Source organism: Rhodopseudomonas palustris, assembly GCF_034479375.1.
GTDB lineage: Bacteria > Pseudomonadota > Alphaproteobacteria > Rhizobiales > Xanthobacteraceae > Rhodopseudomonas > Rhodopseudomonas palustris_M.
This window is the reverse complement of sequence record NZ_CP140155.1, coordinates 1206860-1233341: the sequence shown is the minus strand read 5'-3', so window position 1 is coordinate 1233341 and position 26482 is coordinate 1206860. Positions and strand designations below refer to the sequence as shown.

Below are 26482 nucleotides of genomic sequence, written 5' to 3'. Positions count from 1 at the left end.
CTGGCCCCCGTATGGTTTAGTCGCGATGCGCGCCGTCGTCGCTGTTCTGCTGTTGGTCATTGCCGCTCACGCCGGTCTCTGGGGCCTCCTCAGGGACAAACAGAAAGCTCCCGACTTCACCGGCATTCTGCCGAGCTTGTCTTACGCGCCGTTCGACGGCTCGGCGCATCCCGACGTCGACAATATTCCGAGCGCCGAGCGAATCCGCAGCGACCTGAAGACGCTGTCGCCGATGACCCGGGCAATCCGTCTGTACTCGTCGACCGGCGGCGTCGAGCTGGTGCCGCCGATCGCCAATGAAGTCGGGATGAAGGTCACGGTCGGCGCCTGGATCGACAAGTTCACCGACCGCAACGAGCGCGAAATGCAGGCGGCGATCGAGCTCGCCAAGCGCAACAGCAACGTCAACGGCATCGTCGTCGGCAACGAAACCATCTACCGCGCCGACCAGAAGGTCGAGGACCTGATCAACCTGATCCAGCGCGTGAAGAGCCAGGTCAACGTCCCGGTCACCACCGGCGAGATCTGGAACATCTGGATCGAGAATCCCGAACTGGCGTCCTCGGTCGACTTCATCGCCGCGCACATCCTGCCCTATTGGGAAGGGTTTTCGGACAAGCAGGCGGTCGATCAGGCGCTGATCATCTACCAGAAACTGCGCGACGCCTTCCCCGGCAAGCGCATCGTCATCGCCGAATTCGGCTGGCCGAGCGCGGGCTACAATCTCAAATCGGCGATCCCCGGCCCGTTCGAACAGGCGGTGACGCTGCGCAATTTCGTCAGCCGCGCCGAAGCCATCGGGATGGAATACAACATCGTCGAGGCGATCGATCAGCCGTGGAAATTCTTCGAAGGCGGCGTCGGTCCGTATTGGGGAATCCTCGACGCCTCGCGCAAGCCGAAATTCGCCTGGACCGGCCCGGTGGTCGATCCGGCCTATTGGAAGCTCGCCGGCATCGCGCTGCTGGTCGGCATCCTGCTGTCGCTGCCGATCCTGCAGCTCGCCGCCCCCACGGCGATGCAGACGCTGCTGTTGTCGTCGGCCGCGCACGGCGTCGGCGCCTGGGTCGCCACCGTGTTCGGCTATTGGACCGGGCATTACTTCCTGTTCGGCTCGGCCTTCGCACTGACCCTCGGCATGATCCTGCTGGTGCCGCTGGTCGCGATCGCGCTGGCGCGGATCGAGGAAATCGCGGTGGTCGCGTTCGGCCGCAAGCCGCGGCGGCTGATCACCCGCGCGATGACCGAAGCCCAGGAGAAGACGCAGGCCGCGGCGCTGGCCAAGGGCGAGCCGGTGCACTTCCCCAAGGTGTCGATCCACGTCCCGGCCTATTTCGAGCCGCCGGAGATGCTGAAGCAGACGCTCGATGCCGTGGCCAAGCTCGACTATCCGAACTTCGAATGCGTGGTCATCATCAACAACACGCCGGACCCGACCTTCACCCAGCCGATCCAGGATCATTGCCGCGAACTCGGCGAGCGCTTCAAGTTCATCAATGCCGAGAAGGTGCAGGGCTTCAAGGCCGGCGCCTTGCGCATCGCGATGGAGCGCACCGCCGCCGATGCCGAGATCATCGGCATCATCGACGCCGATTATGTGGTGACGCCGGACTGGCTGAAGGATCTGGTGCCGGCGTTCGACGATCCGCGGGTCGGTCTGGTCCAGGCGCCGCAGGAGCATCGCGACGGCGATCGTTCGCTGATGCACTACATCATGAACGGCGAATATGCCGGCTTCTTCGACATCGGCATGGTCCAGCGCAACGAGGTCAACGGCATCATCGTGCACGGCACGATGTGCCTGATCCGCCGCGCCGCGATGGACATGGCCGGCGGCTGGTCGAGCGACACCATCTGTGAGGACTCCGACCTCGGCCTCGAGATCATGGAGCACGGCTGGCTCACCCACTACACCAACACCCGCTACGGCTACGGCCTGCTGCCGGACACCTACGAGGCGTTCAAGAAGCAGCGCCACCGCTGGGCCTATGGCGGCTTCCAGATCATCAAGAAGCACTGGCGCCGCTTTCTGCCCGGCAACAGCCGCCTGTCGCAGGATCAGAAGCGCGAATTCGGCCTCGGCTGGCTGAACTGGCTCGGCGCCGAAAGCCTCGGCGTGGTGGTGGCGATCCTCAATCTGATCTGGGTGCCGATCGTCGCCTTCGCCGACATCGCGATTCCCGACAAGATCCTGACGCTGCCGATCATCGCGTCCTTCGTGGTGACGCTGGCGCATTTCGTGGTGCTGTATCGGCTGCGGGTGAAGATCAACGCGCCGCGGATGCTCGGCGCCATGATCGCCGCGATGTCGGTGCAGTGGACGGTGTCCCGCGCCGTGGCGCAGGGCCTGATCACCGAACACCTCGCCTTCGCCCGCACCTCGAAGGGCGGCCTGACCCTGATGTCGGTCGAATTCCAGGCATTCTGGGAGGCCGTGATCGGCGTGCTGCTGCTGATCGGCGCCGGCGTCCTGATCGCCTCGAACTCCTTCCGCCAGATCCACGAGATCTACATCTTCGCCGGCGTGCTGGTGTTGCAGAGCCTGCCGTTCCTGGCGGCGGTGGTGATCGCGATCCTCGAGAATTCGCGAATCAATTCGTTCCAGTGGTGGACCGACACCCGGGTCCGCACCGCCGAATTGATCGGACTGAGGCCGGTGACGCTGCCGCCGGCGATCCCGGCGCGGCAGAAGGTCGCCCAGGAAATCCACCACGACGCCGCCTGAGGACTTTTCAGGCGCACCAGCGGCTGATTGCTTGGACGAAAAGCCGGCCGTAAATATCTGTGTGCTCGGACCAATTCGTCACAAGCGGGGAACATTCACCCCGCCCTCGGCTATTGACCCGCGCGCCCCCGCCCCCTACACAGCGCGGCACGTGAGCGCGTAGCTCAGCCGGTAGAGCACGTGACTTTTAATCATGGGGTCGAGGGTTCGAGTCCCTCCGCGCTCACCACACTGACCGATTCCGGTGCAGTCGCTTCGCCCATCCCGATCCTCCTGGACCACAGAATTCATGCGCATCACCCTCGTCGGCTCGCGACATTTCGGCGTGGCCACTTTGGAGATGCTGCGCAGCCGTGGCGTCGCGGTGCCGCGCGTGGTGGTGGCGGACGGCGGCGACCGGCTGGCTCTGGCGGCCGAGGCGGCCGGGATTGCGGTGACGGTGCAGGCCAGCCCCAAGCTCGTCACCGCCGACGAGATCGCGCCGGACACCGACCTGATCGTCGCCGCGCACTGCCATGCCCGGGTCGGCCGCGACGCGCTGGCGTCGGCCCGGCTCGGCGGCATCGGCTATCATCCGTCCCTGCTGCCGCGGCACCGCGGCATCGCCGCGGTGGAATGGACCATCCGCGAGGGCGACCCGATCACCGGCGGCACGGTCTATCACCTCGCCGACCGGATGGATGCCGGCGCGATCGCGCTGCAGGAATGGTGCTTCGTGCAGAAGGGCGAGACCGCCCGGGAGCTATGGGAACGCGCGCTGGCGCCGCTCGGGATCAAGCTGCTGGCGGAGGTGATCGACCACGCCCGCGCCCATTCGGTGCTGCCGGCGCAGCCGCAAGACGAACGATTCGCCACGCGAGCGCCCCGAACGACAATTTGACGCAAGTTGATCGTCATCTCGTTACCGGTTAAGGCCGCACCTACGACTTTCGTACTCACGAAAAATTGTTCCTGCTCAATGTGGCCGCCCCCGCTCGCGACCATAGTGCGCCCATCGAACGCTGCTTGCGGCCGTTCGATTCACAGAACAACTCGTTTGAGGTTTTCAAAATGGCTGAAAAGACGCTGACCGGCCTGTCGGTCGAGGAGTCGGAAGAGCTCCACAAGCACGTCATCGATGGCACCCGCATTTTCGGTGCGATCGCGATCGTCGCTCACTTCCTCGCCTACGTTTACTCGCCCTGGCTGCACTAAGGAGTATTGACCATGAATCAAGGTAGAATCTGGACTGTGGTCAGCCCGACCGTCGGCCTGCCCCTGCTGCTCGGCAGCGTCACCGTGATCGCGATCCTGGTGCACGCCGCTGTTCTCAGCAACACCACCTGGTTCCCGAAGTACTGGAACGGCAAGACCGCGGCGATCACCTCGACCGTCAACGTCGGCTGATTCGGCTCATTCGAGCTTCGCTACGAAACCGGGCTCCCATATGGGAGCCCGGTTTTTTGTTGGAACGGCGCTTCGGGAAGGCGCGGCCGCTCAGGCCTGCCCCTTCGGCGCTGCCAATTGCGTCGCAGTGCGCTTCATCGTCTTGGCGACCAGCAGCGCCTGCTCCTTGGTCAGCGCGAAGTCCTGCACGCCCTTCTGCGTCGTCAGCGACAGTATCATCACATCGGGCTGGTTTTCCGGCCAGCCGGTGGCGAAGGCGGTGACGAAATCCGCCGAAGTGGAACGCTGGGTCATCGATCGAACTCCTTGCAAGCTGGCGGCTTGTTGACCGAAAGCCGGGTTCCTTGCAAGGGCGGTTCGCGGCCTGCCGCGCTATCTCGCGGGCACGAAGGCGGTGACCTCGATTTCGACCTTGGCGCGCGGATCGACCAGTCCGGAAATGTAGAGCAAGGTCGAGGGCGGAAAATGCCGGCCGAGCGTGTCGCGCCAAGCCGCGGCGATGCCGGGACCGGCGGCGGCGTAGTCCTCGCGGCTGGTGAGATACCAGGTCAGCCGGACGATGTGCTCCGGTCCTGCGGCGGCCTCGGCCAGCAGCGTGACGATCCGCTTCAAGGCCGCGCCGACCTGGTCGGCGAGATCGTCCGATTCGTACTCGCCCTTGTCGTTGGTGCCGGTCTGGCCGGCCAGCACGAGCCATTGGCCCGGCCCGATGAAGGCAACGCCGTGCGAGAATCCGCGGGGCTTCGTCCAGTCGGCCGGCTGCAAGGTCCGCATCACTCATCCTCCCTTTGTCTGCGAGCCGGCTTGCGCGGCTCTTCCGCCTAGTCGGGCACAGGAGCCGCCGAAAATCAACCACGCCGATCTACGTTCGCGCGGGTTGCCAATCCCGGCACGGTCGCCGATAGAGCAGGTGGAAACGCTTGGCGATCAGAACAGCAGAACAATCCGCCGATGACCCGACAACCTTCGAAGAGGATGGCCGCGCTGTGGATGTCCGGCTGGCTCAGCCTGATGGTGATCATCGCGGTCGCCGGCCGTGAGACGCTGCGCGAGCTGAACGTCTTCCAGGTGATGGAACTGCGCTCCGTCATCGGCTTCGCGATGCTCTATCCGCTGATACGCGCCGCCGGCGGCTTCGCCACAATGTCGACGGCGCGACCGCTGTCGCACCTCGCCCGCAATCTGGTGCACTACGTCGCGCAGCTCGGCTGGTTCCTCGCGCTGACGCTGATCCCGATCGGCCAGGTGGTTGCGATCGAGTTCACCATGCCGATCTGGATCGCGATCCTGGCGGCGACCTTCCTGGGCGAGCGCCTGAACGTCTGGAAGATCGCGGCTGTCGCGCTCGGGCTTGTCGGCGTCTTCGTGATCGTCCGCCCCACCGCGGGCGCAATCGAGCCCGGCCAGTTGATCGCGCTCGGCGCGGCGCTCGGTTTCGCCGTCACGATCACGCTGGTCAAGTCGCTGACGCGGACCGACAGCACCCTGACGATCATCTTCTGGATGCTGATCATTCAGTCCGCGCTCGGTTTTATTCCGGCGCTGTATGTCTGGCAGTGGCCGTCGAACTACGCGTGGATCTGGATCGTGGTGATCGCGTTCTCCGGCACGTTCTCGCACTACTGCATGGCGCGGGCGCTGTCCTATGCCGACGCCACCGTGGTGGTGCCGATGGACTTCCTGCGGGTGCCGCTGAGCGCGACCGCGGGCTGGCTGCTCTACGGCGAACGGCTCGACGCCTACACCGTGTTCGGCGCCATCCTGATCCTCTCCGGCAATCTGCTCAACCTGCGCGCCGTGCGGACGGCCGCACCCGCGCGTTCCGAGGTCTAGAATTCTCCGGTTCTGATCGAATCCGAACCGAAGCTCCGGATTATTTCCTTCACGCGTTTTCTTCACGCGAACCGGTGTCCACTTCGCCAAAACGCTGCCGTGGACCGCGGCGTCAGAGCCCTGCGGCCTTGCGCAGCGCCGCGTTGATCCGATCCTGCCAGCCGGGCCCGTCGCCCTGGAAATGCTCCAGCACGTCCTGATCGATCCGCAGCGAGACCATTTCCTTGATGCCGGGCAGCGCCCGCTTCTGAACCACCGGCGCTTCGACCGGCTTGGTCGTCGCCTTCTTGAAGGCGGCTTCGGCTTCGGTGCGGGCATCGTTCAATGTGCGCGGGCGGCGTGGCGGCTGAGACATGACGTCCTCTCGATGAGTGACTTGAGTGAGTTGTATCGACGGCTGGCGGATCGATCACGGAACGAGCGCAACGGCACATACTGCCGCGAGTCGCACCGGCGTGGTAACGAACCGTTCACGATGCATTGCACTCGGCAATGCGCGGTGAAGCGGCGTAGATGAAGTTGAGGCCTGTCGCAGAGCGATAACCGACAATACGCCGCCTGCGCTGCATTGCAGAATCGATTTCTTCAAACCACCGCATTTGTGTTGCGACATCGTCAGAGTTCCTGGTGTATAGTTCGTGCAACTCGGATGGTTCGCTCGCCGGGTGCGCGTGAATGGACGGGCGTACACTCGATGTCCCAACCACTGGATGCTGAGGAGGTCACGATGCCAGCGATTGCTGAAGTCCTGTCGACCAAAGCCCCTCGATCTGCACCGCGTGGATGCGATCTGCCGATCTGCCCGGTCTGCGCGGATTCGATGGTCGCAGCCGAAGCCTCCGCGTTCGTCAAAGAGAGCATCGTCAGCTATCTCTGGACCTGCGACACCTGCGGCTACGGCTTCGTAACCAAGCACTCGCTGAAGCGCTTCGCCTGTAACTGATCGCAGCCGCGCGCTCGTCATCGTGGGGCGATATCACCCTGCGCCCAGTCGGCTCGGGTCTGCATCCGGAACGTCTCGAACGTACCGCACGCGATCGCCTCGCGCATGTCGCGCATCAGCCGCTGATAGTACGCGATGTTGATCTCAGACAGCAGCATCGCGCCGAGCGTTTCGCCTGACTTGACCAGATGATGCAGATAGGCCCGCGAGCAGTTGCGGGTCGAGGGCCAGTTGCTCGCCTCGTCCAGCGGGCGCGGATCGTCGGCGTGGCGGGCATTGCGCAGATTGACCGGTCCGAACCGGGTGAACGCGACGCCGTGGCGTCCGTTCCGGGTCGGCATCACGCAATCGAACATGTCGATGCCGCGCGCTACCGCTTCGAGCATGTCTTCGGGTGTGCCGACGCCCATCAGATAGCGCGGACGGTCGGCCGGCAGGATCGGCGCCGCCTCCTCGATCATCGCCAGCATCACCTCCTGCGGCTCGCCGACCGCGAGGCCGCCGATCGCATAGCCGTGAAAGCCGAGTTCGATCAGCCCGCGCGCGCTGGCATGGCGCAGTTCGGGCACGTCGCCGCCCTGGACGATGCCGAACAGCATGTGGCCTTCGGGTGCCCGTTCGAACGCGCGCTTGCAGCGCTCGGCCCAGCGCAGCGACAGCAGCATCGCGCGCTCGATGTCGGCCCGCTCCGCCGGCAGCCGCACGCATTCGTCGAGCTGCATCGCGATGTCGCTGCCGAGCAGCAGTTGCACCTCGATGGCGCGTTCCGGCGACAGCTCGATCGCGGCGCCGTCGATATGCGAGCGGAAATTCACCGCCTGCTCGGAGACTTTGCGAAGCTGCGCCAGCGACATCACCTGGAAGCCGCCGCTGTCGGTCAGCATCGGGCCGTTCCAGGTGGTGAAGCGCTGCAACCCGCCGAGCGCGGCGATCCGCTCCGCGCCCGGGCGCAGCATCAGATGATAGGTGTTGCCGAGCACGATGTCGGCGCCGGCGTCGCGCACCTCGCGCCAGTGCAGCCCCTTCATCGCGCCCGCGGTGCCGACCGGCATGAAGGCCGGCGTGCGCACCACGCCGTGCGGCGTGGTCAGCCGCCCGGTGCGGGCCGCGCCGTCGGTCCCGAGCAGGTCGAAATGGTTCGGCACGCTCATGCGGGCTCCCGGAACAGCAGGCTGGCGTCGCCATAGGAATAGAACCGATAGCCGGATTCGATGGCGTGGCGGTAGGCCGCCTGCATCGTCTCCAGCCCGCAGAATGCCGACACCAGCATGAACAGCGTCGAGCGCGGCAGATGGAAATTGGTCATCAGCACGTCGACCGCGCGAAATTTGTAGCCCGGCGTGATGAAGATCGCGGTTTCGTCGGCGAATGGCGCGATCGTGCCGTCGTCGCGCGCCGCGCTTTCCAGCAGCCGCAGCGAGGTGGTGCCGACCGCGACGATCCGCCCGCCTTGCGCGCGCGCGGCGTTCAGCGCCTCGGCGGTGTCGCGGCTGATCGTGCCCCATTCGGCGTGCATGCGATGCTCGGCGGTGTCGTCGGTCTTCACCGGCAGGAAGGTCCCTGCCCCGACATGCAGCGTCACCCGGTGCAGCGTCACGCCGCGCGCGGCCAATGCCGCGTCGAGTTCCGGCGTGAAGTGCAGTCCCGCGGTCGGCGCAGCGACGGCGCCCTCGTTGGCCGCGAACATGGTCTGGTAGTCGGCGGCGTCCTGATCGTCGGGCGCGCGCTTGGAGGCGATATAGGGCGGCAGCGGCGTCGCGCCGAGTTCGGCGATCGCCTGATCGAGCGCAGGCCCGTGAAAGACGAAAGCCAGCGTCACTTCGCCGGCGTCGCCTTTGGCTTCCACCGTGGCGTCGAGATGGCCGAGAAGACAGACCCGGCCGTCATGGCCGAAGCGGACGACGTCGCCTTCGGCGAGCTTCTTCGCCGGCTTGACCAGCGCCTGCCAGCGCGAGCCGTCGAGCCGCTTGATCAGCGTCGCCTCGATCCTCGGCTCGGTCGTGCGGCCGATCCGACGGCCGCTGAGCTGCGCCGCGATCACCCGCGTATCGTTGACGACGAGTTGGTCACCCGGCTGCAGCAGCGCCGGCAGGTCGCGCACGATGCGATCCTCCGGCGCCGCGCCGGGGCGCACCACCAGCATCCGCGCGGCATCGCGCGGGCTCACCGGCCGCAGCGCGATGTTCTCGGCAGGCAGGTCGAAGTCGAACAGATCGGTGCGCATCCGGTATCCGTCATCGCCGGACTTGATCCGGCGATCCATCCTCTTCGAAAGATGGATGCCCGGGTCAAGCCCGGGCATGACACCTTCTATGTGGCGCCGTCGGCGTCAGGAGCCGACCTCAGCAGTTCAAGCCGCCGCGTCGGCGGCCATCGTCGCCTTGACGATCTTGTCGGGGCTCTGCACCGGCTCGCCGCGCTTGATCTTGTCGACGTTCTCCATGCCCTCGATCACCTTGCCCCACACCGTGTACTGGTTGTTGAGGAACGAGGCGTCGTCGAAGCAGATGAAGAACTGGCTGTCGCCGGAATCCGGGTTGGCGGCGCGCGCCATCGAGGTCGTGCCGCGGACGTGCGGCTCCTTGTTGAACTCCGCCTTCAGCTTCTTGCCGGAGCCGCCGGTGCCGGTGCCCTGCGGGCAGCCGGTCTGCGCCATGAAGCCCTCGATCACGCGATGAAACACGATGCCGTCGTAGAAGCCCTCGCGCACCAGTTCCTTGATGCGGGCGACGTGGTTCGGCGCCAGATCGGGACGCATCTCGATTTTGACCTCGCCCTGCGTGGTTTCGAGGATCAGGATGTTGTCGTTGTCAGCCATGCTCTCTTCTCGTTCGGTTGGGGGATTGATCTGCGATCGTCGAACCGCAGCGTGAAGGGACGTCCGGCGACGGCGTTGCCCATGCCTTGCGTGAACGGCAAGGGCGTGCACCGCTGCAATGTCTCCATCACCGCGATCCGATAGGCGAGACTGTCGGATCCCGGCGTAGTCGCACTTTCGAAGGTGATCCGCGGCTTGCCGAGGATCTCGCCACTGCGCTTGAAGCTCACCAGCACCGTGATCTGCTTGCCCGGATCGCCGGGCGTGAGCTGCGGCGGACGCCAGCATTGTTTCAGCGCCGCAAACAGCCCGTCGAGATTGTCGATCCGCGCTTCCTGCCCGAGCGCAGCGCGGTTCGATGCGCCGATCGCAGAGGCGATCAGCACCGCCGCGACAACGAACTGTCGGCGCGGCGGCATGTCGGCCGCTTACTTGACGTCGGCGGCGACCTGGACCTTGACCATCTTGTCGGGGTCGGTCACCGAACCGCCGGGCGAACCGGCCGAGGCCTTCTTCAGCTTGTCCACGACATCCATGCCGGACACCACCTCGCCGATCACGGTGTACTGCCCGTTCAGGCTCGGCCCGTCGTCGAACATGATGAAGAACTGCGCGTTCGCGCTGTCGACGCTGTCGCCGCGCCGGGCCATGCCGACGATGCCGCGCTTGAACGGCACCTTGGAGAACTCCTGCTTCAGGTTCGGATATTTCGAACCGCCGGTGCCGTTGAATTTCTCGCCGTCGCCGGTCTGCGCCATGAAGCCCGCCATCACGCGATGGAACGGCACGTTGTTGTAGAAGCCGTCGCGGGCGAGCTGCTTGATGCGCTCTGCGTGCTGCGGCGCGATGTCCGGCCGGAGCTGGATCACGATGCGGCCCTTGGTGCTGTCGATGACGATGGCGTTCTGCTTGTCGAGGCTGGCGGGAAGCGGTTGCGCCAGCGCCGGCAGCGCGAACACCAGCGCGGCGATGATACCCATCAAACGGATCATGGAAACTCCGGATTGCAAAAGCCGGCTAGCCGGCGAATTTCGATTTCAGACTGGCCGCGACATCCGGCGGCACGAAGGCGGAGACATCGCCGCCCATGGCAGCGATCTGCCGCACCAGTGTGGCGGTGATCGGGCGCACGCCGACCGAGGCCGGCAAAAACACCGTGTGGATCGCCGGCGCCATGGTCTCGTTCATGCCGGCGATCTGCATTTCGTAGTCGAGATCGGTACCGTCGCGCAGGCCGCGGATCATCAGCGTCGCGCCGACCTGCTGCGCCGAGGTCACCGTGAGATTGTCGTAGGTGGTGCAATCGAACGCACAACCAGCGGCCGCGGCGACAGGCTCGAACACCGTCCGCACCATCACCAGCCGCTCCTCGGTGGTGAAAAGCGGCTTCTTGCCGGGGTGGATGCCGATCGCCACCACGAGCTTGTCACACAGCGCGACCGCATGGCGGACGACGTCGAGGTGGCCGTTGGTGACGGGATCGAAGGAGCCGGGATACAGCGCGATACGGGACATGCTCCCGTCTAGCGCGGCGGCCCGATGCCCGCAAGCCGATCTGGTTCCGGCCCGGTCCGGGGTTTTATTTCGCTCTGCGGATCGAACCGGAAGGCCACCTCGCGCGTCTATTCCGCGACAGGTGGGTCGCTGAAAACATTACGGTTTTACGCGCAGTGTTTCACGGAGCCTTTACCGGAGAAACAAATTTGCGTCGCCACGAAACCAATTGGTGCAGCGACGAAGATGTTCTGAAACCGGCCTTGGGTACACCACCGGCATTGGGAAGCGACAAAAACCAACGGGTCGCAAGGCCCGACGACAGGGGACCAAGATGATCAAGGCTCTTTCCATAGTCGCCGTCGCAGCCTTCATGGCTGCCGCCCTCACCCTTCTCCCGGGTTTTGCGCCGCGCGTGGAAGCCAGCGTTCCGGTCGCGCTCGCAAAGGGCGACCGGCTCGACATCCGCCCGCTCGGAACCAGCTGTTCGGAACAGGCCTGGCCGAATTTCGAGCCGTCCTGCCTGCGCAACGCGGCCGCCCGCACCGCCCCGGTCCGCGAAGCCCGTCTTGTGACTGCGGAACGTCCGTGAGGCTCGTGCGTTAGCTGACGAACCACCCAAGCGCCATCCCTCCAGGGGCGCTCTTCGAAGGCCCTCGGTGTGCCCGCCGGGGGCCTTTCGATTCGTGCTTTGCTTGGCCTTACGGCGGCCGATCAGCCGCCGTTGCCGTTGTCGGTCTCTTCCGCCTCGGGGATGTGCTCGACCGACACCACCTTCTCGTCGTCGGCGGTGTCGAACACGATCACGCCCTGGGTCGAGCGGCCTGCGACGCGGATGCCTTCGACCGGGCAGCGGATCAATTGGCCGTTGTCGGTCACCAGCATGATCTGGTCCGAATCCTCCACCGGGAACGACGCCACCAGCTTGCCGTTGCGGTTGTTGACCGACATCGCGACGATGCCTTTGCCGCCGCGGCCGGTGGTGCGGTACTCGAACGACGAGGTCCGCTTGCCGTAGCCGTTCTCCGAGATCGTCAGCACGAACTGCTCGGACGCCGACATCGCCACATAGCGCTGCTCGCCGAGTTCGATCGCTCCGACCGAGGCCTCCTCGCCCTCGACGATTGCGGACTCGTCCTCCACCGCCGCCCGCTCCTCGACGCCGCCGCGGCGCACCGCATTGGCGCGGCGCAGATAGGCCGCGCGCTCGTCCGAGTTGGCGTCGAGATGGCGCAGGATGCTAAGCGAGATCACCTTGTCCTCGGGCGCTAGAGCAATGCCGCGCACGCCCATGGATGAACGACCTTGGAAGACTCGGACACCGAATTCCTTGCCGTCTCTTTGGTCCGAGACAGGAAATCGAATGCACTGACCATTGGCAGTTGTCAGCAGCACGTCGTCGCGCTCGGTGCAGATCTGCACGTCGACGATCGCCTCGCCGTCGTCGAGCTTCATCGCGATGATGCCGGACCGACGCACGTCGACGAAGTCGGACAGCTTGTTGCGGCGGACATTGCCGCCGGTGGTCGCGAACATCACGTCGAGCGCGGCCCAGGACTGCTCGTCCTCCGGCAGCGGCATGATCGTGGTGATGCGTTCGCCCTGCTCCAGCGGCAGGATGTTGATCAGCGCCTTGCCGCGGCCGTTCGGCGGCGCGATCGGCAGCCGCCACACCTTCTCCTTGTAGACCTGGCCGCGCGACGAGAAGAACAGAACCGGCGTGTGCGTCGAGGCGACGAACAGCCGCGAGACGAAATCCTCCTCGCGGGTCGCCATGCCGGAGCGGCCCTTGCCGCCGCGGCGTTGCGCCCGGTAGGTCGACAGCGGCACGCGCTTGACGTAGCCGGCGTGCGACACCGTCACCACCATGTCTTCGCGCTGGATCAGGTCCTCGTCTTCGACCTCGCCTTCCTGCTCGATGATCACGGTCTTGCGCGGCGTGGCGAATTCCGTCTTCACCGCGATCAGTTCGTCCTTGACGATGGTCTGCACCCGCGCCCGCGAGCGCAGGATGTCGAGATAATCGGCGATTTCGAGCGCGAGCTTGTCGAGCTCTTCGGAGATCTCCTCGCGGCCCAGGGCCGTCAGGCGCTGCAGCCGCAGATCGAGGATCGCCTTGGCCTGCTCGAACGACAGCCGCGCGGTGCCGTCTTCGTTGAGCTTGTGCCGCGGGTCGTCGATCAGCGTGATCATCGCCGCGACGTCGGCCGCCGGCCAGTCGCGCGACATCAGGGTTTCGCGCGCCGTGTTCGGATCGGGCGAATTGCGGATGACGCGAATGATCTCGTCGATATTCGCCACCGCGATGGCGAGGCCGACCAGGATGTGGGCGCGGTCGCGCGCCTTGTTCAGCAGATATTTGGTCCGCCGCGTCACCACCTGCTCGCGGAACGCGACGAACAGCGTCAGCAGATCCTTGAGGTTCATCAGTTGCGGACGGCCGGCGTCGAGCGCCACCATGTTGGCGCCGAAATTGGTCTGCAGCGGCGTGAAGCGGTAGAGCTGGTTCAGCACCACGTCCGGCACCGCGTCCCGCCGCAGCTCGATCACCACGCGAAAACCGTCGCGGTCGGATTCGTCACGCAGATCGGAGATGCCCTCGATCTTCTTCTCGCGCACCAGATCGGCGATGCGCTCGACCATAGTGGCCTTGTTCACCTGGTACGGGATCTCCGAGACGATGATCGCCTCGCGGTCCTTGCGGACGGTCTCGATCTCGACCTTGCCGCGCATCACGATCGAACCGCGGCCGGTGTGGTAGGCGAGACGAATGCCGGCGCGGCCGAGAATGATGCCGCCGGTCGGGAAGTCCGGACCCGGTATGATGACGTTCAGATCGTCGATCGACAGCGCCGGATCGTCGATCAACGCGATGCAGGCGTCGATCACCTCGCCGAGATTGTGCGGCGGGATATTGGTCGCCATGCCGACGGCGATGCCGCCGGCGCCGTTGACCAGCAGGTTCGGGAACTTCGCCGGCAGAACCTGCGGCTCGTTGAACGAGCCGTCGTAGTTGTCCTGATAGTCGACGGTGTCCTTGTCGAGATCGTCGAGCAGCAATTGCGCGATCTTGGTCAGGCGCGATTCGGTGTATCGCATCGCGGCCGGCGCATCGCCGTCGACCGAGCCGAAATTGCCCTGACCGTCGATCAGCGGCACGCGCATGGAGAAGTCCTGCGCCATGCGCACCATCGCGTCGTAGACCGACTGGTCGCCGTGCGGATGATACTTACCGATGACGTCGCCGACGGTGCGCGCCGACTTGCGATACGGCTTGTTCCACTCGAAGCCGTTCTCGTACATGCCGTAGAGAATCCGGCGATGGACCGGTTTCAATCCGTCGCGCGCATCCGGCAGCGCACGCGCCACGATCACGCTCATCGCGTAATCGAGATAGCTGCGCTTCATCTCGTCGAGAATGGATACGGGGCGGATATCCGAGGGCGCCTTGGGCTCCCCGGGCTTCTCGTCGTCTTTGTCGGACAAGGGTGATTTCCGGTCAGATTCTGATCAGAATCATATAGCGCATCGAGGTCGCGCAAGCCACCCTTGCGCAGCCGTTTTCGCTGCTTTTTCCCGCCGATTTTCCAATGACTTAGCGGATGTTTCGGGGAGGCCTCAGCGAGCCGCCGCAAAGCGGCCCGCAATGCCGGCGCCGCAGCGAAATCAGTCCTCGCGCAGCACCGCGCCGAAGCGCTCGATCACGGCGTCGCGCTTGGTCTCGTCGACCCGCACCGTCATGGCGTAACGGCCGTCGTGCAGCTCCTTGGACAGCACCTCGGCGTTGCGATGCAGCCAGCTCACGCCGGCGCCGTCGGCCGCGTCGACGCTCAGATCGAGCACCGATCGCCACGCCGCCAGCCGCTGCTCGATCGCCAGCAGCAGTTCGTCGACGCCCTCGCCGCTCACCGCCGACACCAGGAAACACGGATGATCGGGCGAACGCCGCGACGCGACGTTCTCCAGCTCTTCGCGCTGTTCGGGCTCGAAGCGGTCGATCTTGTTCCAGATTTCGAGAATGCGCCCGCCGTCGGCCTCGACGCCGAGCTGGCGCAGCACAGCGCCGACGTCGCGCTCCTGCGCTTCGGCGTCTTCATGCGAGATGTCGCGGACGTGCAGGATCAGATCGGCTTCCAGCACCTCCTCCAGCGTCGCCCGAAACGCCGCGACGAGTTGGGTCGGGAGGTTGGAAATGAAGCCGACGGTGTCGGACAGCATCGCTTTGCCGCCATGCGGCAAAGTCAAGGCACGCAGCGTCGGGTCCAGCGTCGCGAACAGCATGTCGGCGGCCTGCACGTCGGCGCGGGTCAGCCGGTTGAACAGCGTCGACTTGCCGGCATTGGTGTAGCCGACGAGTGCCACGACGCGATACGGCACGCGCTGGCGGCCGGCGCGATGCAGCCGACGCGTCGCCTGCACCTTCTTCAGCTCGTTTTCGAGCCGGGAGATGCGGTCGCCGATCAGGCGGCGGTCGGCCTCGATCTGGGTTTCGCCTGGGCCGCCCATGAAGCCGAAGCCGCCGCGCTGGCGCTCGAGATGGGTCCACGACCGCACCAGCCGCGAGCGCTGATAGTTGAGATGCGCGAGTTCGACCTGCAGCGAGCCTTCCTTGGTCTTGGCGCGGCGGCCGAAGATTTCCAGGATCAACCCGGTGCGGTCGAGCACCTTGACGTTCCAGGCCTTCTCCAGATTGCGCTGCTGGATCGGCGACAGCGCGCAATCCATCACCACGAGGTCGGCCTCGTGCGCGGCGATCACGCCGACGATCTCCTCGACCTTGCCCTTGCCGAGATAGGTCGCCGGGCGGATCTGACTGATCGGCGTCAGCACCGCCTCGGCGACTTCCAGATCGATGGCGCGCGCAAGCCCCGCCGCCTCGTCGAGGCGGGCGTCGCTGTCGCGCACCGCAAGGATGCCGCCGGCATCCGGATCGGTCTTGCGGACACGCAGATACGGCCCGACGACGATCACACGCCCGGTTTGGCCGTCTGCTGCCGACCGCGGACGGTCGGCGCCCCCGTCAAAGCTCCGGGGTTCCAATCAGCACCATCTCAAGCTGGTGAATCCTCGCCGCCTTCGAACAACTGGATCGGCGCACCCGGCATGATCGTCGAAATCGCATGCTTGTAGACCAGCTGCGAATGACCATCGCGCCGCAACAACAGGCAAAAATTATCGAACCAAGTGACAATGCCTTGCAATTTGACCCCGTTCACCAGGAAAATCGTCAAAGGAGTCTTCGTCTTTCGAACGTGGTTCAGGAAGGTGTCTTGTAGGTTTTGTGCGCGGTCTGCCGCCATTTTTATTCCCGCAATTGGAATTGTCTTTTTTTGCCGCGGCGCGTCTCTCTAGCGGAGCTTCGCCTCGGTTGTCAGCCTCCCTGAGATCCCCCTCCGGAGACTGACAGGGAGATTAGACGGCACGCGTGCTTGTTAGGCAAGCAGCTAAATCGGACGCCGTGCCGAGCGGGACACAAAATTCAGGAAAAGGCCGCAAATCGGTGAAACTGCTCGCGCAGGCGGCGGGCAACCGGGCCCGGCGTGCCACTTCCGATCGCATGGCCGTCGATCGCGACCACCGGCATCACGATCATGCTCGCCGCAGTGACGAAGGCCTCCGCCGCATCCGCCGCTTCGGCGGGCGTGAACGGACGCTCCTCGAACCGGATCTGCAGCGCCTCCAGTGCCTCGATCAGCACGCCCCGGGTGATGCCCGACAGGATGCCCGAGCTGTCCGGACGCGTCACCACTCGCCCCTCTTTGGTGACGATCCAGGCGTTGCTCGACGAGCCTTCGGTGACGAAGCCGTCGCCGTCGACATACCAGGCTTCGTAGGCGCCGGCTTCGCGCGCCGCCTGCTTGGCCAGCACGTTCGGCAGCAGCGCCGTCGATTTGATGTCGACCCGCGGCCAGCGATTCTCCGGCACGGTGATCACCTTGATGCCGCGCGCCGCATTGTCCTCGCCCCTGGCCGGATCGATCGTGCGCGCCGTCACCACCACGCTCGGCTTCACCGCTTTCACCGGAAAGCCGTGATCGCGCCGCGCCACGCCGCGGCTGATCTGCAGATAGACGATGCCGAAGCGCACGCGATTGCGCCGCACCACCTCGTGCAGGATCACCGCCAGCGACGACAGCGGCATCGGCAGCGCGATCCGCAACTCGCCGAGGGATCGCTGCAGCCGCGTCAGGTGCCGCGGCATGTCGACCAGCTTGCCGCCGCGGACCTCGCAGACCTCGTAGACGCCGTCGGCGAACTGATAGCCGCGGTCCTCGATGCTCACGCTGGCGTCGCGCATGTCCTGATAGCGGCCGTTCACATAGGCGATGCGCGACATCGGGCAGTTCCGGTGATGAGTTCAGGTGAAGCGACGCTCAGCCGACGCCGAGCGCCTTGAGCTTGCGATGCAGCGCCGAGCGCTCCATCCCGACGAATTCGGCGGTGCGCGAGATGTTGCCGGAGAACCGGCTGATCTGCGCGATCAGATAGTCGCGCTCGAACACTTCGCGCGCCTCGCGCAGCGGCAGCCCCATGATGTGCTCGCCGTTGTTGCCGGTCGGCATCGTCGGCACCATCGAGCCGACGTCCTGCGGCAGCATGTCGGCGGTGATCACCGAATCCGGCCCGCCGCCGGCCAGGATCATCACCCGCTCGACGTTGTTGCGGAGCTGGCGGACATTGCCCGGCCAGACATGAGACTGCAGCACCGCCATCGCGTCCTGCCCGATCTGACGCTTCGGCAGGCCGGTCGCCGCCGAGATCTGCTCCATGAAATACTCGATCAATTCCGGAATGTCCTCGCGCCGCTCCGACAGCGGCGGCACCCGGATCGGCACCACCGACAGCCGGTGATACAGATCCTCGCGGAACCTGCCTTCGGCGATCTCGTCTTCGAGGTTGCGCGCGGTCGACGAGATGATGCGCACGTCGACATTGATCTTGGCGGTGCCGCCGGAACGCTGGAAGGTCTGCTCCACCAGCACCCGTAGGATCTTGTTCTGGGTCTCGCGCGGCATGTCGGCGATTTCGTCGATGAACAGCGTGCCGCCATGGGCCTCTTCCAGCGCCCCCGCCTTGCGCGCGTGCTCGCCGTTCGGCTCGATGCCGAACAGTTCGACCTCCATCCGCTCCGGCGTGATCGCGGCGGCGTTGATCACCACGAACGGTCCCTCGGCGCGACCGGAGGCGTTGTGCAGCGTGCGCGCCGCGAGCTCCTTGCCCGATCCCGACGGCCCGACGATCAGGATGCGGCTGTTGGCCTTGGCGGCGCGCTCGATGGTCTGGCGCAACTGGTTCATGCAGGCCGAGCGGCCCATCAGCGTCGAGGCCGACGGCGCCTGCTGCTTCAGTTCGCGAACCTCACGCTTCAGCCGCGAGGTCTCCAGCGCGCGCGTCGCAACCAGGATCAGGCGGTCGGACTTGAACGGCTTCTCGATGAAGTCGTAGGCGCCGCGTTTGATCGCCGCCACCGCGGTTTCGATATTGCCGTGGCCGGAGATCATCACCACCGGCACCTCGGCGTGCTCCTTCTTGATCTGCTCGAGCAACTGCAAGCCGTCGAGCTTGCTGCCCTGCAGCCAGATGTCGAGGAAGATCAAATTCGGACGCCGGTTCGCGATCTCCGCCAACGCGGAATCGCTGTCGCGCGCGGTGCGCGTCGTGAAGCCTTCGTCCTCGAGAATGCCGGCGACGAGATCGCGGATATCCGCTTCGTCATCGACGATCAAAATGTCATTCGCCATGTGTCGAGCCTGTCATTCTAGCCGCTGTTCGCCGCTTCTATCTTGGGTTCGTTGCCGGCCTTGGCTTTTGGTTCACCGGCTGGCGGTGCCACGGGCTGCCCGGACATCGCGAATCGCAATCGCATCCAGGCGCCCCGCTGCCCGGGCCGAATGTCGGATGCGTCGTTGAGTTCGATCCCGCCGCCATGGTCGACCAGCACGCGCCCGACGATTGCGAGCCCGAGGCCGGTGCCTTTCTCGCGCGTGGTCACGTAGGGTTCGAGCAGGCGCGAGCGGCTTTGTTTGGGCAGACCGATGCCGTTGTCGATGACGTCGATGACGACGTCGTCGCCGTCGCGCGCCGCCACCACCTCGATCCTGCCCTTGCCGAGCTCCTCCGGCGGCACCGCCTCGATCGCTTCGGCGGCGTTCTTGATGATGTTGGTCAGCGCCTGCGATATCAGGCGGCGGTCGAACCGGGCGCGCAGCGGGTCGTCCTTGATGTCGGCCTCGATGTCGACCTCGGGATGGCCGACGCGCATCAGGAACACCACCTGGCGCACGGTGTCGGCGACGTCCTCGCCCTCGATCACCGGCTTCGGCATCCGTGCGAAACGCGAGAACTCGTCGACCATGCGGCGGATATCGTCGACCTGGCGGACGATGGTGTCGGTGCACTGCTCGAAGATGCCCTTGTCTTCGATGATCACCTTGCCGAACTTGCGCTTGATCCGCTCCGCCGAAAGCTGGATCGGCGTCAGCGGGTTCTTGATTTCGTGCGCGATCCGTCGCGCGACGTCGCCCCAGGCCGAAGTGCGCTGCGCCGACACCAGCTCGGTGATGTCGTCGAGGGTGATGATGTAGCTGTCGCGCGCGTGGCCGGTCTGCTCGGCCGTGACCCGCACCGACAGGATCCGCTCGCGGCCGTCGCGGGTGATGGTGATCTGGCCCTGCACCAGCCGCTGCGAGCCTTCGCACGCGGTCGCCATCATCTCGTCGAGCTCCGGAATCACCTCGGACAGCGGATGGCCCAACGTCTCGGATTCCGAATGCCCGATAAGCTTCTCCGCCGAGCGATTGAGAATGCCGATGCTCAGCGAGCCGTCGACGCCGATGATGCCGGCGCTCGCCGATGACAGCACCGCCTCGATGAAGCGGCGGCGGCTGTCGATCAGATCGCTGGCGCTGACCAGTTCGTCGCGCTGGGTGCGCAGTTCCTGCGTCATCTTGTTGAAGGTCTCGCCGAGTTGCGACAGATCGCCCTCGGACTTGAACACCGGTACCTGAACGTGCAAGTCGCCCGTCGAAACCATCTGCGCCGCGCCCATCAGCCGGCGGATCGGCGCCACCAGCCAGTTGGCGAAATTCAGCCCGATCAGCACCGAGGACATCAGCACCGTCAGCGCGATCACGGTGAACATCAGCGCGAACGCGACCTGCACGCCGAGCCGGCGCGATTCGATCTCGGCATATTCGGCGACGCTCGCCTGGGTCTGCCGCAGTTGCGCCACGACCCGCGGGTCGAGCAGCCGCGCGACGTAGAGAAAGGTGTCGTCGAAGCTCTTCAGCCGGATCACCGCGGCGACGTAATTGGCCTCGATGAACACCGCGATCTGCGGCTCGCTGTCGTCGACATTGCTGAGGAATTCGGGGGCCGGCGTGTCGAAATCGCGCTGGATTCCGGTCTGCGCCGACTCGACGATGTTACGGTCCTTGTCGATCAGCATGGCGCCGGGAAGATTGCGCGACGCGGCATCGGTGGTGAGGAATTCGCGGAAGGATTTGCGGTCCTGGTCGAACAGCGGCCGCACCCGCGAGATGTCGTTCGCCATGCCGATGATGTCGCCGCGGATCAGTTGGCCGTGCTCGTGCAGATAGGCATTGGCGACGATCAGCGAATTCTGGATCACCGCCCGGGTCGGCCCGGAAAACAGCCGGTCGAGGCCGCGGTCGAGCGTGACATTGGCGACGACCGACACCAGCACCGCCGGCAGCACCGCGATCACCGAGAACAGGCTGACGATCTGGACGTGGAGCCGCGCCGCCGCCCGTCCGCGCCGCCGGGCCTGGATGATCTTCCAGACCTCGCGGACGATGATCGCCACCAGCAGCAGGATGGTGGCGCCGTTGATCAGCAGGAAGGTGACGACGACGGCCCGGGTGGGCGAAATCGGCGTCAGTCCGGTCAGGACGACGAAGGTGAGGAATGCCGACAGCAGCGCAACACAGACCGCGATCGGCGCCAGCAGCCGACGCCAGATGGCGGCGCGCGGTTCGGCGATCGACGGGTCGTCAACGGTTGGGGTCGACGTCTCTGCGCTGGTCATTCTGGCAATAATCAATGAATGCGACGGGTCACCGCCACAAAGGCAAGTGATGCATTCCTACAACATTGTTGCTCAATTACGACAATATCGCGGCGCGCCGCCCGAAGAACCTCGGGCGGCTACGCAGTTCACAGCATAAAGCCTTGACCCAGCGTGTCAGCCGCCGGTCCGATAAACCTGGATATCGAGGTCGCGGATCTTCTTCCGCAGCGTATTGCGGTTCAGACCGAGCAGGTCGGCGGCTCTGATCTGGTTGCCACGGGTGGCCGCCAGCGCGGCCGTCAGCAGCGGCACCTCGATTTCGCGCAACACGCGGTGATAGAGGCCCGGCGGCGGCACCCCGTTCGGGAAGCCCGAGAAGTGCGACGAGAGATACATTTCGACCGCTCCGCCGAGATTATCGACGGTGTGGGCGACGCTGCCGCCGGAAACCACGGCCGGCGGCGCCAGTTCGCCGTCGATCACCGAGGCGGTGATCACGTCCTGCGGATACAGCGCCGCGAGCCGCCGCGCCAGATTCTCCAGTTCGCGAACGTTGCCCGGCCAGCGGTGCTGCTTCATCCGCTCCAGCGCCGCACTGTCGAGCTTCTTGGCCGGAAGGCCGTCCTTCTCGGCCAGCGCGAAGAAGTGCCGCACCAGGTCCGGCAGATCCTCGATGTGCTCGCGCAGCGGCGGCAATCGCAGCGGCACGACGTTGAGGCGGAAGAACAGGTCCTCGCGGAACAGCCCCTGCTGGATCAGGATGCGCAGATCCTTGTTCGACGCGGCGACGATCCGCACGTCGGTCTTGATCGGGGTGCGGCCGCCGACGGTGGTGTACTCGCCCTGCTGCAGCACCCGCAGCAGCCGGGTCTGCGCCTCCATCGGCATGTCGCCGATCTCGTCGAGGAACAGCGTGCCGCCTTCGGCCTGCTCGAACCGGCCGGAGGCGCGGGTGTTGGCGCCGGTGAAGGCGCCGCGCTCGTGGCCGAACAACTCCGACTCGATCAGGTCACGCGGGATCGCCGCCATGTTGACCGCGACGAACGGACCGTTGCGGCGCTTGCCGTAGTCGTGCAGCGCGCGCGCCACCAGCTCCTTGCCGGTGCCGGATTCGCCGGAAATCATCACGGTCAGGTCGGTCTGCATCAACCGCGCCAGCACGCGGTAGATTTCCTGCATCGCCGGCGAGCGGCCGACCAGCGGGATCGAGTCGAACTCGTTCTCGTCGTTCTGGTTGCTGGAGCGCTCCTTCGGCTCGGCCAGCGCGCGGCCGACGATCGCGATCAGCTCCTTGAGGTCGAACGGCTTCGGCAGATATTCGTAGGCGCCCTTCTCCGACGCGCGGATCGCGGTCATGAAGGTGTTCTGCGCGCTCATCACGATGACCGGCAGATTCGGCCGCATCTTCTTGATCCGCGGCAGCAGATCGAAGGCGTTTTCGTCCGGCATCACCACGTCGGTGATCACCAGATCGCCCTCGCCCTGGCTGACCCAGCGCCACAGCGTCGCGGCATTGCCGGTCAGCCGCACTTCGTATCCAGCGCGCGACAGCGCCTGGTTGAGCACCGTGCGGATGGCGGTGTCGTCGTCGGCGACAAGAATACTACCTGCGGGCATTGCTCGTCCTCATCTTGCAGTCTGTGAGGCGGATGACGCCGGCACGTCCTCGCCGTTGCTCTGATTGTAGTTCTTCGCCGTGTTGTACATCGGCAGCAGCACGCGAAAGGTGGTCTTGCGCGGCTGCGATTCACATTCGATGATTCCGCCGTGGTCGCCGACGATCTTGGCGACCAACGCGAGGCCGAGACCCGAGCCGGACGCCTTGGTGGTGACGAACGGATCGAACAGGTTCGGCATCAGGTCTTCGGGCACGCCGGGACCGTTGTCCTTGACGCAGAATTCCAGCGGCAGCGACACCCGGGTCTTCTTGCCGGGCACCGACAGTCGCACGCCGGGACGAAACGCGGTGGTGAGCTGGATCTCGGCGTCGCTGCCGAGATCGACCACGGCTTCGGCGGCGTTCTTCACCAGATTCAGGAATACCTGAATCAGCTGATCCTGATTGGCGAGCACCGGCGGCAGCGACGGGTCGTAGTCCTCGACGAACTTGATGTTGCGCGCGAAGCCCGACTGCGCCAGCCGCTTCACATGATCGAGCACCGAATGGATGTTGACCGGGCCGCGCGCCACGGGGCGGTCGTCGCCGAACACTTCCATGCGGTCGACCAGCGTGACGATACGGTCGGCCTCGTCGCAGATCAGCCGCGTCAGCATCCGGTCTTCCGACGACGCCTGCTGTTCGAGGAGCTGCGCCGCGCCGCGGATGCCGGACAACGGGTTCTTGATCTCGTGCGCCAGCATCGCCGCCAGCGCGATCACCGAGCGCGCGGCGCTGCGGTGGGTGAGCTGGCGGTCCATCTTGTCGGCGATGGTGCGCTCCTGCAGCATCACCACGATGTGGCCGGGACGTTCGTTCAGCGGTGCGACGTGCAGATCGACCTGGCGATCGACGCCGATCCGCGGCGTGCCGAGATCGACCTTGTATTCATTGACCGGCGAATTGCCGCTACGGACCTGTTCAATCAGCGCCAGCAGCGGGCTGCCGAACGGCACCAGTTCGGTCAGCGATTGCCGCCGGAGTAACTGGGTCGAAATCTCGAAGAATGATTCCGCCGCCATGTTGGCGTCGATGATCTTGCCGTCCGGGCCGACCAGCAGCACGGGATTCGGCAGCGCGTTGAGGATCGCATCGCTTTCGGTCGGCTTGGCGTGGCGCGGTTCGAAGACGGCGTTCATGCGGCGGCTCTCCAGGCGAAATCGTCATAGGCGTCAGTGAGCGCATGATGCACACGGGCCGGGTTTTCTTCGGTGAGGATCGTCGTCCGCCAGTGCTTCAGCGTCGCCGGCGGCGCGCCGCTGGCGGCGGCGGCGACGTCGAGCGACCAGCCGAGGTGTTTTCGCGCATGGCGCAGTCCGATGCGCTCGCCATACAGGCCGAGCACGCCGTCATACAGCGCGCGCAGATAAGCGAGCTGATCGGCCAGCGACGGCATCGCCTCGGCGATCCCGGTCTGTAGGCGGCGGCCGATCTGGCCGGGCAGCCAGGGCTGCCCCTGCGCGCCGCGGCCGATCATCACCGCGTCGGCGCCGGACTGATCGAGCGCTTCGACCGCGTCGTGATACGAAGTGATATCGCCATTGACGACGAGCGGAATGCCGACGGCGTCGCGAACCGCGCGGACCGCGCGCCAGTCGGCTTCGCCCTTGTAGAACTGATTGCGGGTGCGGCCGTGCACGGTCACCAGTTGCACGCCGGCAGCCTCGGCCCGCCGCGCCAGCTCTGCCGCGTTGTGCGAGCGCTCGTCCCAGCCGAGCCGCATCTTCAGCGTCACCGGCACGCGCACCGCGCCGATCGTCGCTTCGATCAGCGTCAGCGCGTGGTCGAGATCACGCATCAACGCCGATCCGGACTGGCCGCCGGTCACATGCCGCGCCGGGCAGCCCATATTGATATCGATGACGTCGGCGCCGCCGGCTTCGGCGATCCGCGCGCCCTCCGCCATCCAGTGCGGCTCGCAGCCGGCGAGCTGAACCACATGCGGGCCCTCGTCGATGGCGTCGCAGCGGCGGACCGACATCGCGCGCCCCTGCACAAGATCTTCGCTCGCCGTCATCTCGGACACGACCAGTCCGGCCCCGAGAGCTGCGACCTGCTGGCGAAAAGGCGCATCGGTGATGCCAGACATCGGCGCCAGCAGCACCCGATTGGCCACCGCAATATTGCCAATTCTCAAAGGCGGCGAACCTGTTACTGTAGGTCGGGTCAAAAGCTGCTCATTCTGTCGCCAGCGCGTCATTGCGACCGGTCTAGCTCAATGTTTGAGCATCATAGGCTATTGCCTACAGTTTAGCCAGTTATACCAGACATGCAAGTGCGTTGCAGCAATTCTCCCTGACTGATCGCGGAAACATGCTGAATCGACGCCCGAGCATGCTAAGGCCTCTCCCCGCCCGCCCCCAACGCCTGTTCCCTCCAGAGACTGAACGCCGATACCGATGCCGAACGCTCCCCGCACCGCCGCTATCATCGTCGCCGCCGGACGCGGCCTTCGCGCTGGCGCAGGCGGCCCCAAACAATATCGCACGCTCGCCGGACGGCCGGTCATTGCGAGGGCTTTGCAGCCGTTCTGTGCGCATCCGGAGGTGTTCGCGGTCCAGCCCGTGACCAATCCGGACGACACGGCGATGTTCAACGAGGCGGTCGGCGGTCTCGACTTCCGGCCCGCCGTCGGCGGCGGCGCCACCCGGCAGGCGTCGGTCCGCGCCGGGCTGGAGGCGCTGGCCGAGCTCGCCCCGGACATCGTGCTGATCCACGACGCGGCGCGTCCCTTTGTCACGCCCGATCTGATCTCCCGCGCGATCGTCGCGGCCGGCCGGACCGGCGCGGCGCTCCCCGTGATCGCGGTCAACGACACCGTCAAGCAGGTCGATGCCGAGGGCTGCGTCGTGGCGACGCCGGACCGCGCGCAATTGCGGATCGCGCAGACCCCGCAGGCGTTCCGCTTCGACATCATCCTCGATGCGCATCGCCGCGCCGCGCGCGACGGCCGCGACGATTTCACCGATGACGCCGCGATCGCCGAATGGGCGGGATTGACGGTGTCCACGTTCGAGGGCGATGCTGCCAACATGAAACTGACCACGCCGGAAGACTTCTCGCGCGAAGAGAGCCGCCTCACCGCGGCGCTCGGCGATATCCGCACCGGCACCGGCTACGACGTCCATGCCTTCGGCGACGGCGACCACGTCTGGCTGTGCGGGCTGAAGGTGCCGCATAATCGCGGCTTCCTGGCGCATTCCGACGGCGACGTCGGCCTGCACGCGCTGGTCGACGCCATCCTCGGCGCGCTGGCCGACGGCGACATCGGCTCGCACTTCCCGCCGACCGATCCGCAATGGAAGGGCGCGGCGTCCGACAAGTTCCTGAAGTACGCGGTCGACCGCGTCACCGCGCGCGGCGGCCGCATCGCCAATCTCGAAGTGACGATGATCTGCGAGCGGCCGAAGATCGGCCCGTTACGCGACCCGATGCGTCAGCGCATCGCCGAGATCACCGGCCTGCCGGTGTCGCGCATCGCCGTCAAGGCGACCACCAGCGAACGACTCGGCTTCACCGGCCGCGAGGAAGGCATCGCCGCCACCGCGTCCGCCACCATCCGGCTCCCCTGGGACGCCGACGGACTGGCCTGCTAG

Annotated in this window: 26 protein-coding genes and 1 tRNA gene; 9 read left to right on the top strand and 18 right to left on the bottom strand. The window is 65.7% G+C overall.

Annotation, left to right across the window (positions count from 1 at the left end; all coding sequences use genetic code 11):
• The first annotated feature begins 25 nt into the window (after positions 1–25).
• The 5 genes from SR870_RS05425 to SR870_RS05405 all read left to right on the top strand — a co-directional run bounded on the left by SR870_RS05425 (position 26) and on the right by SR870_RS05405 (position 4111).
• A complete protein-coding gene (locus SR870_RS05425) occupies positions 26–2725 on the top strand; it encodes a glycosyltransferase (RefSeq protein WP_322517003.1) in 2700 nt (899 codons plus the stop codon).
• Between the two features lie 153 nt (positions 2726–2878).
• Positions 2879–2954 (top strand) — tRNA-Lys (locus tag SR870_RS05420).
• A 60-nt stretch (positions 2955–3014) separates the two neighbouring features.
• Positions 3015–3605, top strand: a complete 591-nt coding sequence (locus tag SR870_RS05415; RefSeq protein ID WP_322517002.1) for a formyltransferase family protein — start codon at positions 3015–3017, stop codon at positions 3603–3605.
• Between the two features lie 170 nt (positions 3606–3775).
• Positions 3776–3919: a light-harvesting antenna LH1, beta subunit gene (gene pufB / locus SR870_RS05410; RefSeq protein WP_011441749.1), complete on the top strand. Its 144-nt coding sequence runs from the start codon at positions 3776–3778 to the stop codon at positions 3917–3919.
• 12 nt (positions 3920–3931) lie between these two features.
• Positions 3932–4111 carry a light-harvesting protein gene (locus SR870_RS05405; RefSeq protein WP_011503017.1) on the top strand — a complete coding sequence of 60 codons (180 nt, stop codon included), beginning with the start codon at positions 3932–3934 and terminating at the stop codon, positions 4109–4111.
• Positions 4112–4201: 90 nt separating this feature from the next.
• On the opposite strand, the gene SR870_RS05400 is transcribed toward SR870_RS05405, so the two are convergent.
• Positions 4202–4405: a hypothetical protein gene (locus SR870_RS05400; RefSeq protein WP_322517001.1), complete on the bottom strand. Its 204-nt coding sequence runs from the start codon at positions 4403–4405 to the stop codon at positions 4202–4204.
• 78 nt (positions 4406–4483) lie between these two features.
• On the bottom strand, positions 4484–4885 hold the full coding sequence (locus tag SR870_RS05395; RefSeq protein ID WP_322517000.1) for a RidA family protein: 402 nt from the start codon (positions 4883–4885) through the stop codon (positions 4484–4486).
• A gap of 177 nt (positions 4886–5062) precedes the next feature.
• Between SR870_RS05395 and SR870_RS05390 the strand changes: the two genes are divergently transcribed.
• Positions 5063–5944, top strand: coding sequence for a DMT family transporter (locus SR870_RS05390; protein ID WP_322516999.1), 882 nt, complete (start codon positions 5063–5065; stop codon positions 5942–5944).
• Positions 5945–6056: 112 nt separating this feature from the next.
• On the opposite strand, the gene SR870_RS05385 is transcribed toward SR870_RS05390, so the two are convergent.
• On the bottom strand, positions 6057–6299 hold the full coding sequence (locus SR870_RS05385) for a BrnA antitoxin family protein (protein ID WP_322516998.1): 243 nt from the start codon (positions 6297–6299) through the stop codon (positions 6057–6059).
• 372 nt (positions 6300–6671) lie between these two features.
• Between SR870_RS05385 and SR870_RS05380 the strand changes: the two genes are divergently transcribed.
• On the top strand, positions 6672–6887 hold the full coding sequence (locus SR870_RS05380; RefSeq protein ID WP_322516997.1) for a hypothetical protein: 216 nt from the start codon (positions 6672–6674) through the stop codon (positions 6885–6887).
• A gap of 17 nt (positions 6888–6904) precedes the next feature.
• Here the strand turns inward: SR870_RS05380 and tgt are convergent, their stop codons facing one another.
• The 6 genes from tgt to coaD all read right to left on the bottom strand — a co-directional run bounded on the left by tgt (position 6905) and on the right by coaD (position 11220).
• The gene (gene tgt / locus SR870_RS05375; protein WP_322516996.1) at positions 6905–8038 is read right to left on the bottom strand and encodes a tRNA guanosine(34) transglycosylase Tgt; all 1134 of its coding nucleotides are present in this window, start codon (positions 8036–8038) and stop codon (positions 6905–6907) included.
• Positions 8035–9111: a tRNA preQ1(34) S-adenosylmethionine ribosyltransferase-isomerase QueA gene (gene queA / locus SR870_RS05370; RefSeq protein ID WP_322516995.1), complete on the bottom strand. Its 1077-nt coding sequence runs from the start codon at positions 9109–9111 to the stop codon at positions 8035–8037. Before queA ends, tgt begins: the two co-directional genes overlap by 4 nt.
• A gap of 126 nt (positions 9112–9237) precedes the next feature.
• Positions 9238–9705 (bottom strand): peptidylprolyl isomerase, encoded by a 468-nt coding sequence (locus SR870_RS05365; RefSeq protein WP_322516994.1) that lies wholly within the window; start codon positions 9703–9705, stop codon positions 9238–9240.
• Positions 9681–10124, bottom strand: coding sequence for a hypothetical protein (locus SR870_RS05360; RefSeq protein ID WP_322516993.1), 444 nt, complete (start codon positions 10122–10124; stop codon positions 9681–9683). Before SR870_RS05360 ends, SR870_RS05365 begins: the two co-directional genes overlap by 25 nt.
• Before the next feature lie 9 nt (positions 10125–10133).
• Positions 10134–10697 (bottom strand): peptidylprolyl isomerase, encoded by a 564-nt coding sequence (locus tag SR870_RS05355; RefSeq protein ID WP_322516992.1) that lies wholly within the window; start codon positions 10695–10697, stop codon positions 10134–10136.
• A 25-nt stretch (positions 10698–10722) separates the two neighbouring features.
• A complete protein-coding gene (gene coaD / locus SR870_RS05350; protein WP_322516991.1) occupies positions 10723–11220 on the bottom strand; it encodes a pantetheine-phosphate adenylyltransferase in 498 nt (165 codons plus the stop codon).
• Positions 11221–11533: 313 nt separating this feature from the next.
• On the opposite strand from coaD, the gene SR870_RS05345 reads away from it, so the two are divergent.
• Entirely contained in the window at positions 11534–11791 is a 258-nt protein-coding gene (locus SR870_RS05345) for a hypothetical protein (RefSeq protein WP_322516990.1), read from the top strand.
• Between the two features lie 122 nt (positions 11792–11913).
• On the opposite strand, the gene gyrA is transcribed toward SR870_RS05345, so the two are convergent.
• From gyrA to dusB, 9 genes are all read right to left on the bottom strand, one after another.
• Positions 11914–14685 carry a DNA gyrase subunit A gene (gene gyrA, locus SR870_RS05340; protein WP_322516989.1) on the bottom strand — a complete coding sequence of 924 codons (2772 nt, stop codon included), beginning with the start codon at positions 14683–14685 and terminating at the stop codon, positions 11914–11916.
• 180 nt (positions 14686–14865) lie between these two features.
• On the bottom strand, positions 14866–16239 hold the full coding sequence (gene hflX / locus SR870_RS05335; protein WP_322516988.1) for a GTPase HflX: 1374 nt from the start codon (positions 16237–16239) through the stop codon (positions 14866–14868).
• Between the two features lie 11 nt (positions 16240–16250).
• Positions 16251–16499: an RNA chaperone Hfq gene (gene hfq, locus SR870_RS05330; RefSeq protein WP_002711839.1), complete on the bottom strand. Its 249-nt coding sequence runs from the start codon at positions 16497–16499 to the stop codon at positions 16251–16253.
• A 179-nt stretch (positions 16500–16678) separates the two neighbouring features.
• Positions 16679–17536 carry a D-amino-acid transaminase gene (locus SR870_RS05325; RefSeq protein WP_322516987.1) on the bottom strand — a complete coding sequence of 286 codons (858 nt, stop codon included), beginning with the start codon at positions 17534–17536 and terminating at the stop codon, positions 16679–16681.
• Positions 17537–17573: 37 nt separating this feature from the next.
• Positions 17574–18941: a sigma-54 dependent transcriptional regulator gene (locus SR870_RS05320; protein ID WP_322516986.1), complete on the bottom strand. Its 1368-nt coding sequence runs from the start codon at positions 18939–18941 to the stop codon at positions 17574–17576.
• Between the two features lie 17 nt (positions 18942–18958).
• Positions 18959–21247, bottom strand: coding sequence for a PAS domain-containing sensor histidine kinase (locus SR870_RS05315; protein ID WP_322516985.1), 2289 nt, complete (start codon positions 21245–21247; stop codon positions 18959–18961).
• 156 nt (positions 21248–21403) lie between these two features.
• Entirely contained in the window at positions 21404–22846 is a 1443-nt protein-coding gene (gene ntrC, locus SR870_RS05310; protein ID WP_322516984.1) for a nitrogen regulation protein NR(I), read from the bottom strand.
• Positions 22847–22855: 9 nt separating this feature from the next.
• The gene (locus SR870_RS05305) at positions 22856–24025 is read right to left on the bottom strand and encodes a nitrogen regulation protein NR(II) (RefSeq protein ID WP_322516983.1); all 1170 of its coding nucleotides are present in this window, start codon (positions 24023–24025) and stop codon (positions 22856–22858) included.
• Positions 24022–25086 carry a tRNA dihydrouridine synthase DusB gene (dusB, locus tag SR870_RS05300; protein ID WP_322516982.1) on the bottom strand — a complete coding sequence of 355 codons (1065 nt, stop codon included), beginning with the start codon at positions 25084–25086 and terminating at the stop codon, positions 24022–24024. The genes SR870_RS05305 and dusB overlap by 4 nt, the downstream gene beginning before the upstream one ends.
• Before the next feature lie 199 nt (positions 25087–25285).
• Here dusB and SR870_RS05295 point away from each other — a divergent pair, with 199 nt between their 5' ends.
• Positions 25286–26482, top strand: a complete 1197-nt coding sequence (locus SR870_RS05295; protein WP_322516981.1) for a bifunctional 2-C-methyl-D-erythritol 4-phosphate cytidylyltransferase/2-C-methyl-D-erythritol 2,4-cyclodiphosphate synthase — start codon at positions 25286–25288, stop codon at positions 26480–26482.

Excerpts from the sequence above, each read along its gene's own strand:
- SR870_RS05360 (WP_322516993.1), bottom strand. The coding sequence starts at position 10,124 with ATGCCGCCGCGCCGACAGTTCGTTGTCGCGGCGGTGCTGATCGCCTCT.
- SR870_RS05325 (WP_322516987.1), bottom strand. The coding sequence starts at position 17,536 with ATGTCGCGCATCGCCTATGTGAACGGCCGCTATCAGGACATGCGCGAC.
- SR870_RS05295 (WP_322516981.1), top strand. The coding sequence starts at position 25,286 with ATGCCGAACGCTCCCCGCACCGCCGCTATCATCGTCGCCGCCGGACGC.
- coaD (WP_322516991.1), bottom strand. The coding sequence starts at position 11,220 with ATGTCCCGTATCGCGCTGTATCCCGGCTCCTTCGATCCCGTCACCAAC.
- queA (WP_322516995.1), bottom strand. The coding sequence starts at position 9,111 with ATGCGCACCGATCTGTTCGACTTCGACCTGCCTGCCGAGAACATCGCG.
- tgt (WP_322516996.1), bottom strand. The coding sequence starts at position 8,038 with ATGAGCGTGCCGAACCATTTCGACCTGCTCGGGACCGACGGCGCGGCC.
- SR870_RS05385 (WP_322516998.1), bottom strand. The coding sequence starts at position 6,299 with ATGTCTCAGCCGCCACGCCGCCCGCGCACATTGAACGATGCCCGCACC.
- SR870_RS05390 (WP_322516999.1), top strand. The coding sequence starts at position 5,063 with ATGACCCGACAACCTTCGAAGAGGATGGCCGCGCTGTGGATGTCCGGC.
- SR870_RS05400 (WP_322517001.1), bottom strand. The coding sequence starts at position 4,405 with ATGACCCAGCGTTCCACTTCGGCGGATTTCGTCACCGCCTTCGCCACC.
- SR870_RS05320 (WP_322516986.1), bottom strand. The coding sequence starts at position 18,941 with ATGGCGAATGACATTTTGATCGTCGATGACGAAGCGGATATCCGCGAT.
- SR870_RS05395 (WP_322517000.1), bottom strand. The coding sequence starts at position 4,885 with ATGCGGACCTTGCAGCCGGCCGACTGGACGAAGCCCCGCGGATTCTCG.
- pufB (WP_011441749.1), top strand. The coding sequence starts at position 3,776 with ATGGCTGAAAAGACGCTGACCGGCCTGTCGGTCGAGGAGTCGGAAGAG.
- SR870_RS05305 (WP_322516983.1), bottom strand. The coding sequence starts at position 24,025 with ATGAACGCCGTCTTCGAACCGCGCCACGCCAAGCCGACCGAAAGCGAT.
- hfq (WP_002711839.1), bottom strand. The coding sequence starts at position 16,499 with ATGGCGGCAGACCGCGCACAAAACCTACAAGACACCTTCCTGAACCAC.
- SR870_RS05425 (WP_322517003.1), top strand. The coding sequence starts at position 26 with ATGCGCGCCGTCGTCGCTGTTCTGCTGTTGGTCATTGCCGCTCACGCC.
- SR870_RS05345 (WP_322516990.1), top strand. The coding sequence starts at position 11,534 with ATGATCAAGGCTCTTTCCATAGTCGCCGTCGCAGCCTTCATGGCTGCC.
- ntrC (WP_322516984.1), bottom strand. The coding sequence starts at position 22,846 with ATGCCCGCAGGTAGTATTCTTGTCGCCGACGACGACACCGCCATCCGC.
- SR870_RS05315 (WP_322516985.1), bottom strand. The coding sequence starts at position 21,247 with ATGACCAGCGCAGAGACGTCGACCCCAACCGTTGACGACCCGTCGATC.
- dusB (WP_322516982.1), bottom strand. The coding sequence starts at position 25,086 with ATGACGCGCTGGCGACAGAATGAGCAGCTTTTGACCCGACCTACAGTA.
- SR870_RS05405 (WP_011503017.1), top strand. The coding sequence starts at position 3,932 with ATGAATCAAGGTAGAATCTGGACTGTGGTCAGCCCGACCGTCGGCCTG.
- SR870_RS05415 (WP_322517002.1), top strand. The coding sequence starts at position 3,015 with ATGCGCATCACCCTCGTCGGCTCGCGACATTTCGGCGTGGCCACTTTG.
- SR870_RS05355 (WP_322516992.1), bottom strand. The coding sequence starts at position 10,697 with ATGATCCGTTTGATGGGTATCATCGCCGCGCTGGTGTTCGCGCTGCCG.
- SR870_RS05380 (WP_322516997.1), top strand. The coding sequence starts at position 6,672 with ATGCCAGCGATTGCTGAAGTCCTGTCGACCAAAGCCCCTCGATCTGCA.
- SR870_RS05365 (WP_322516994.1), bottom strand. The coding sequence starts at position 9,705 with ATGGCTGACAACGACAACATCCTGATCCTCGAAACCACGCAGGGCGAG.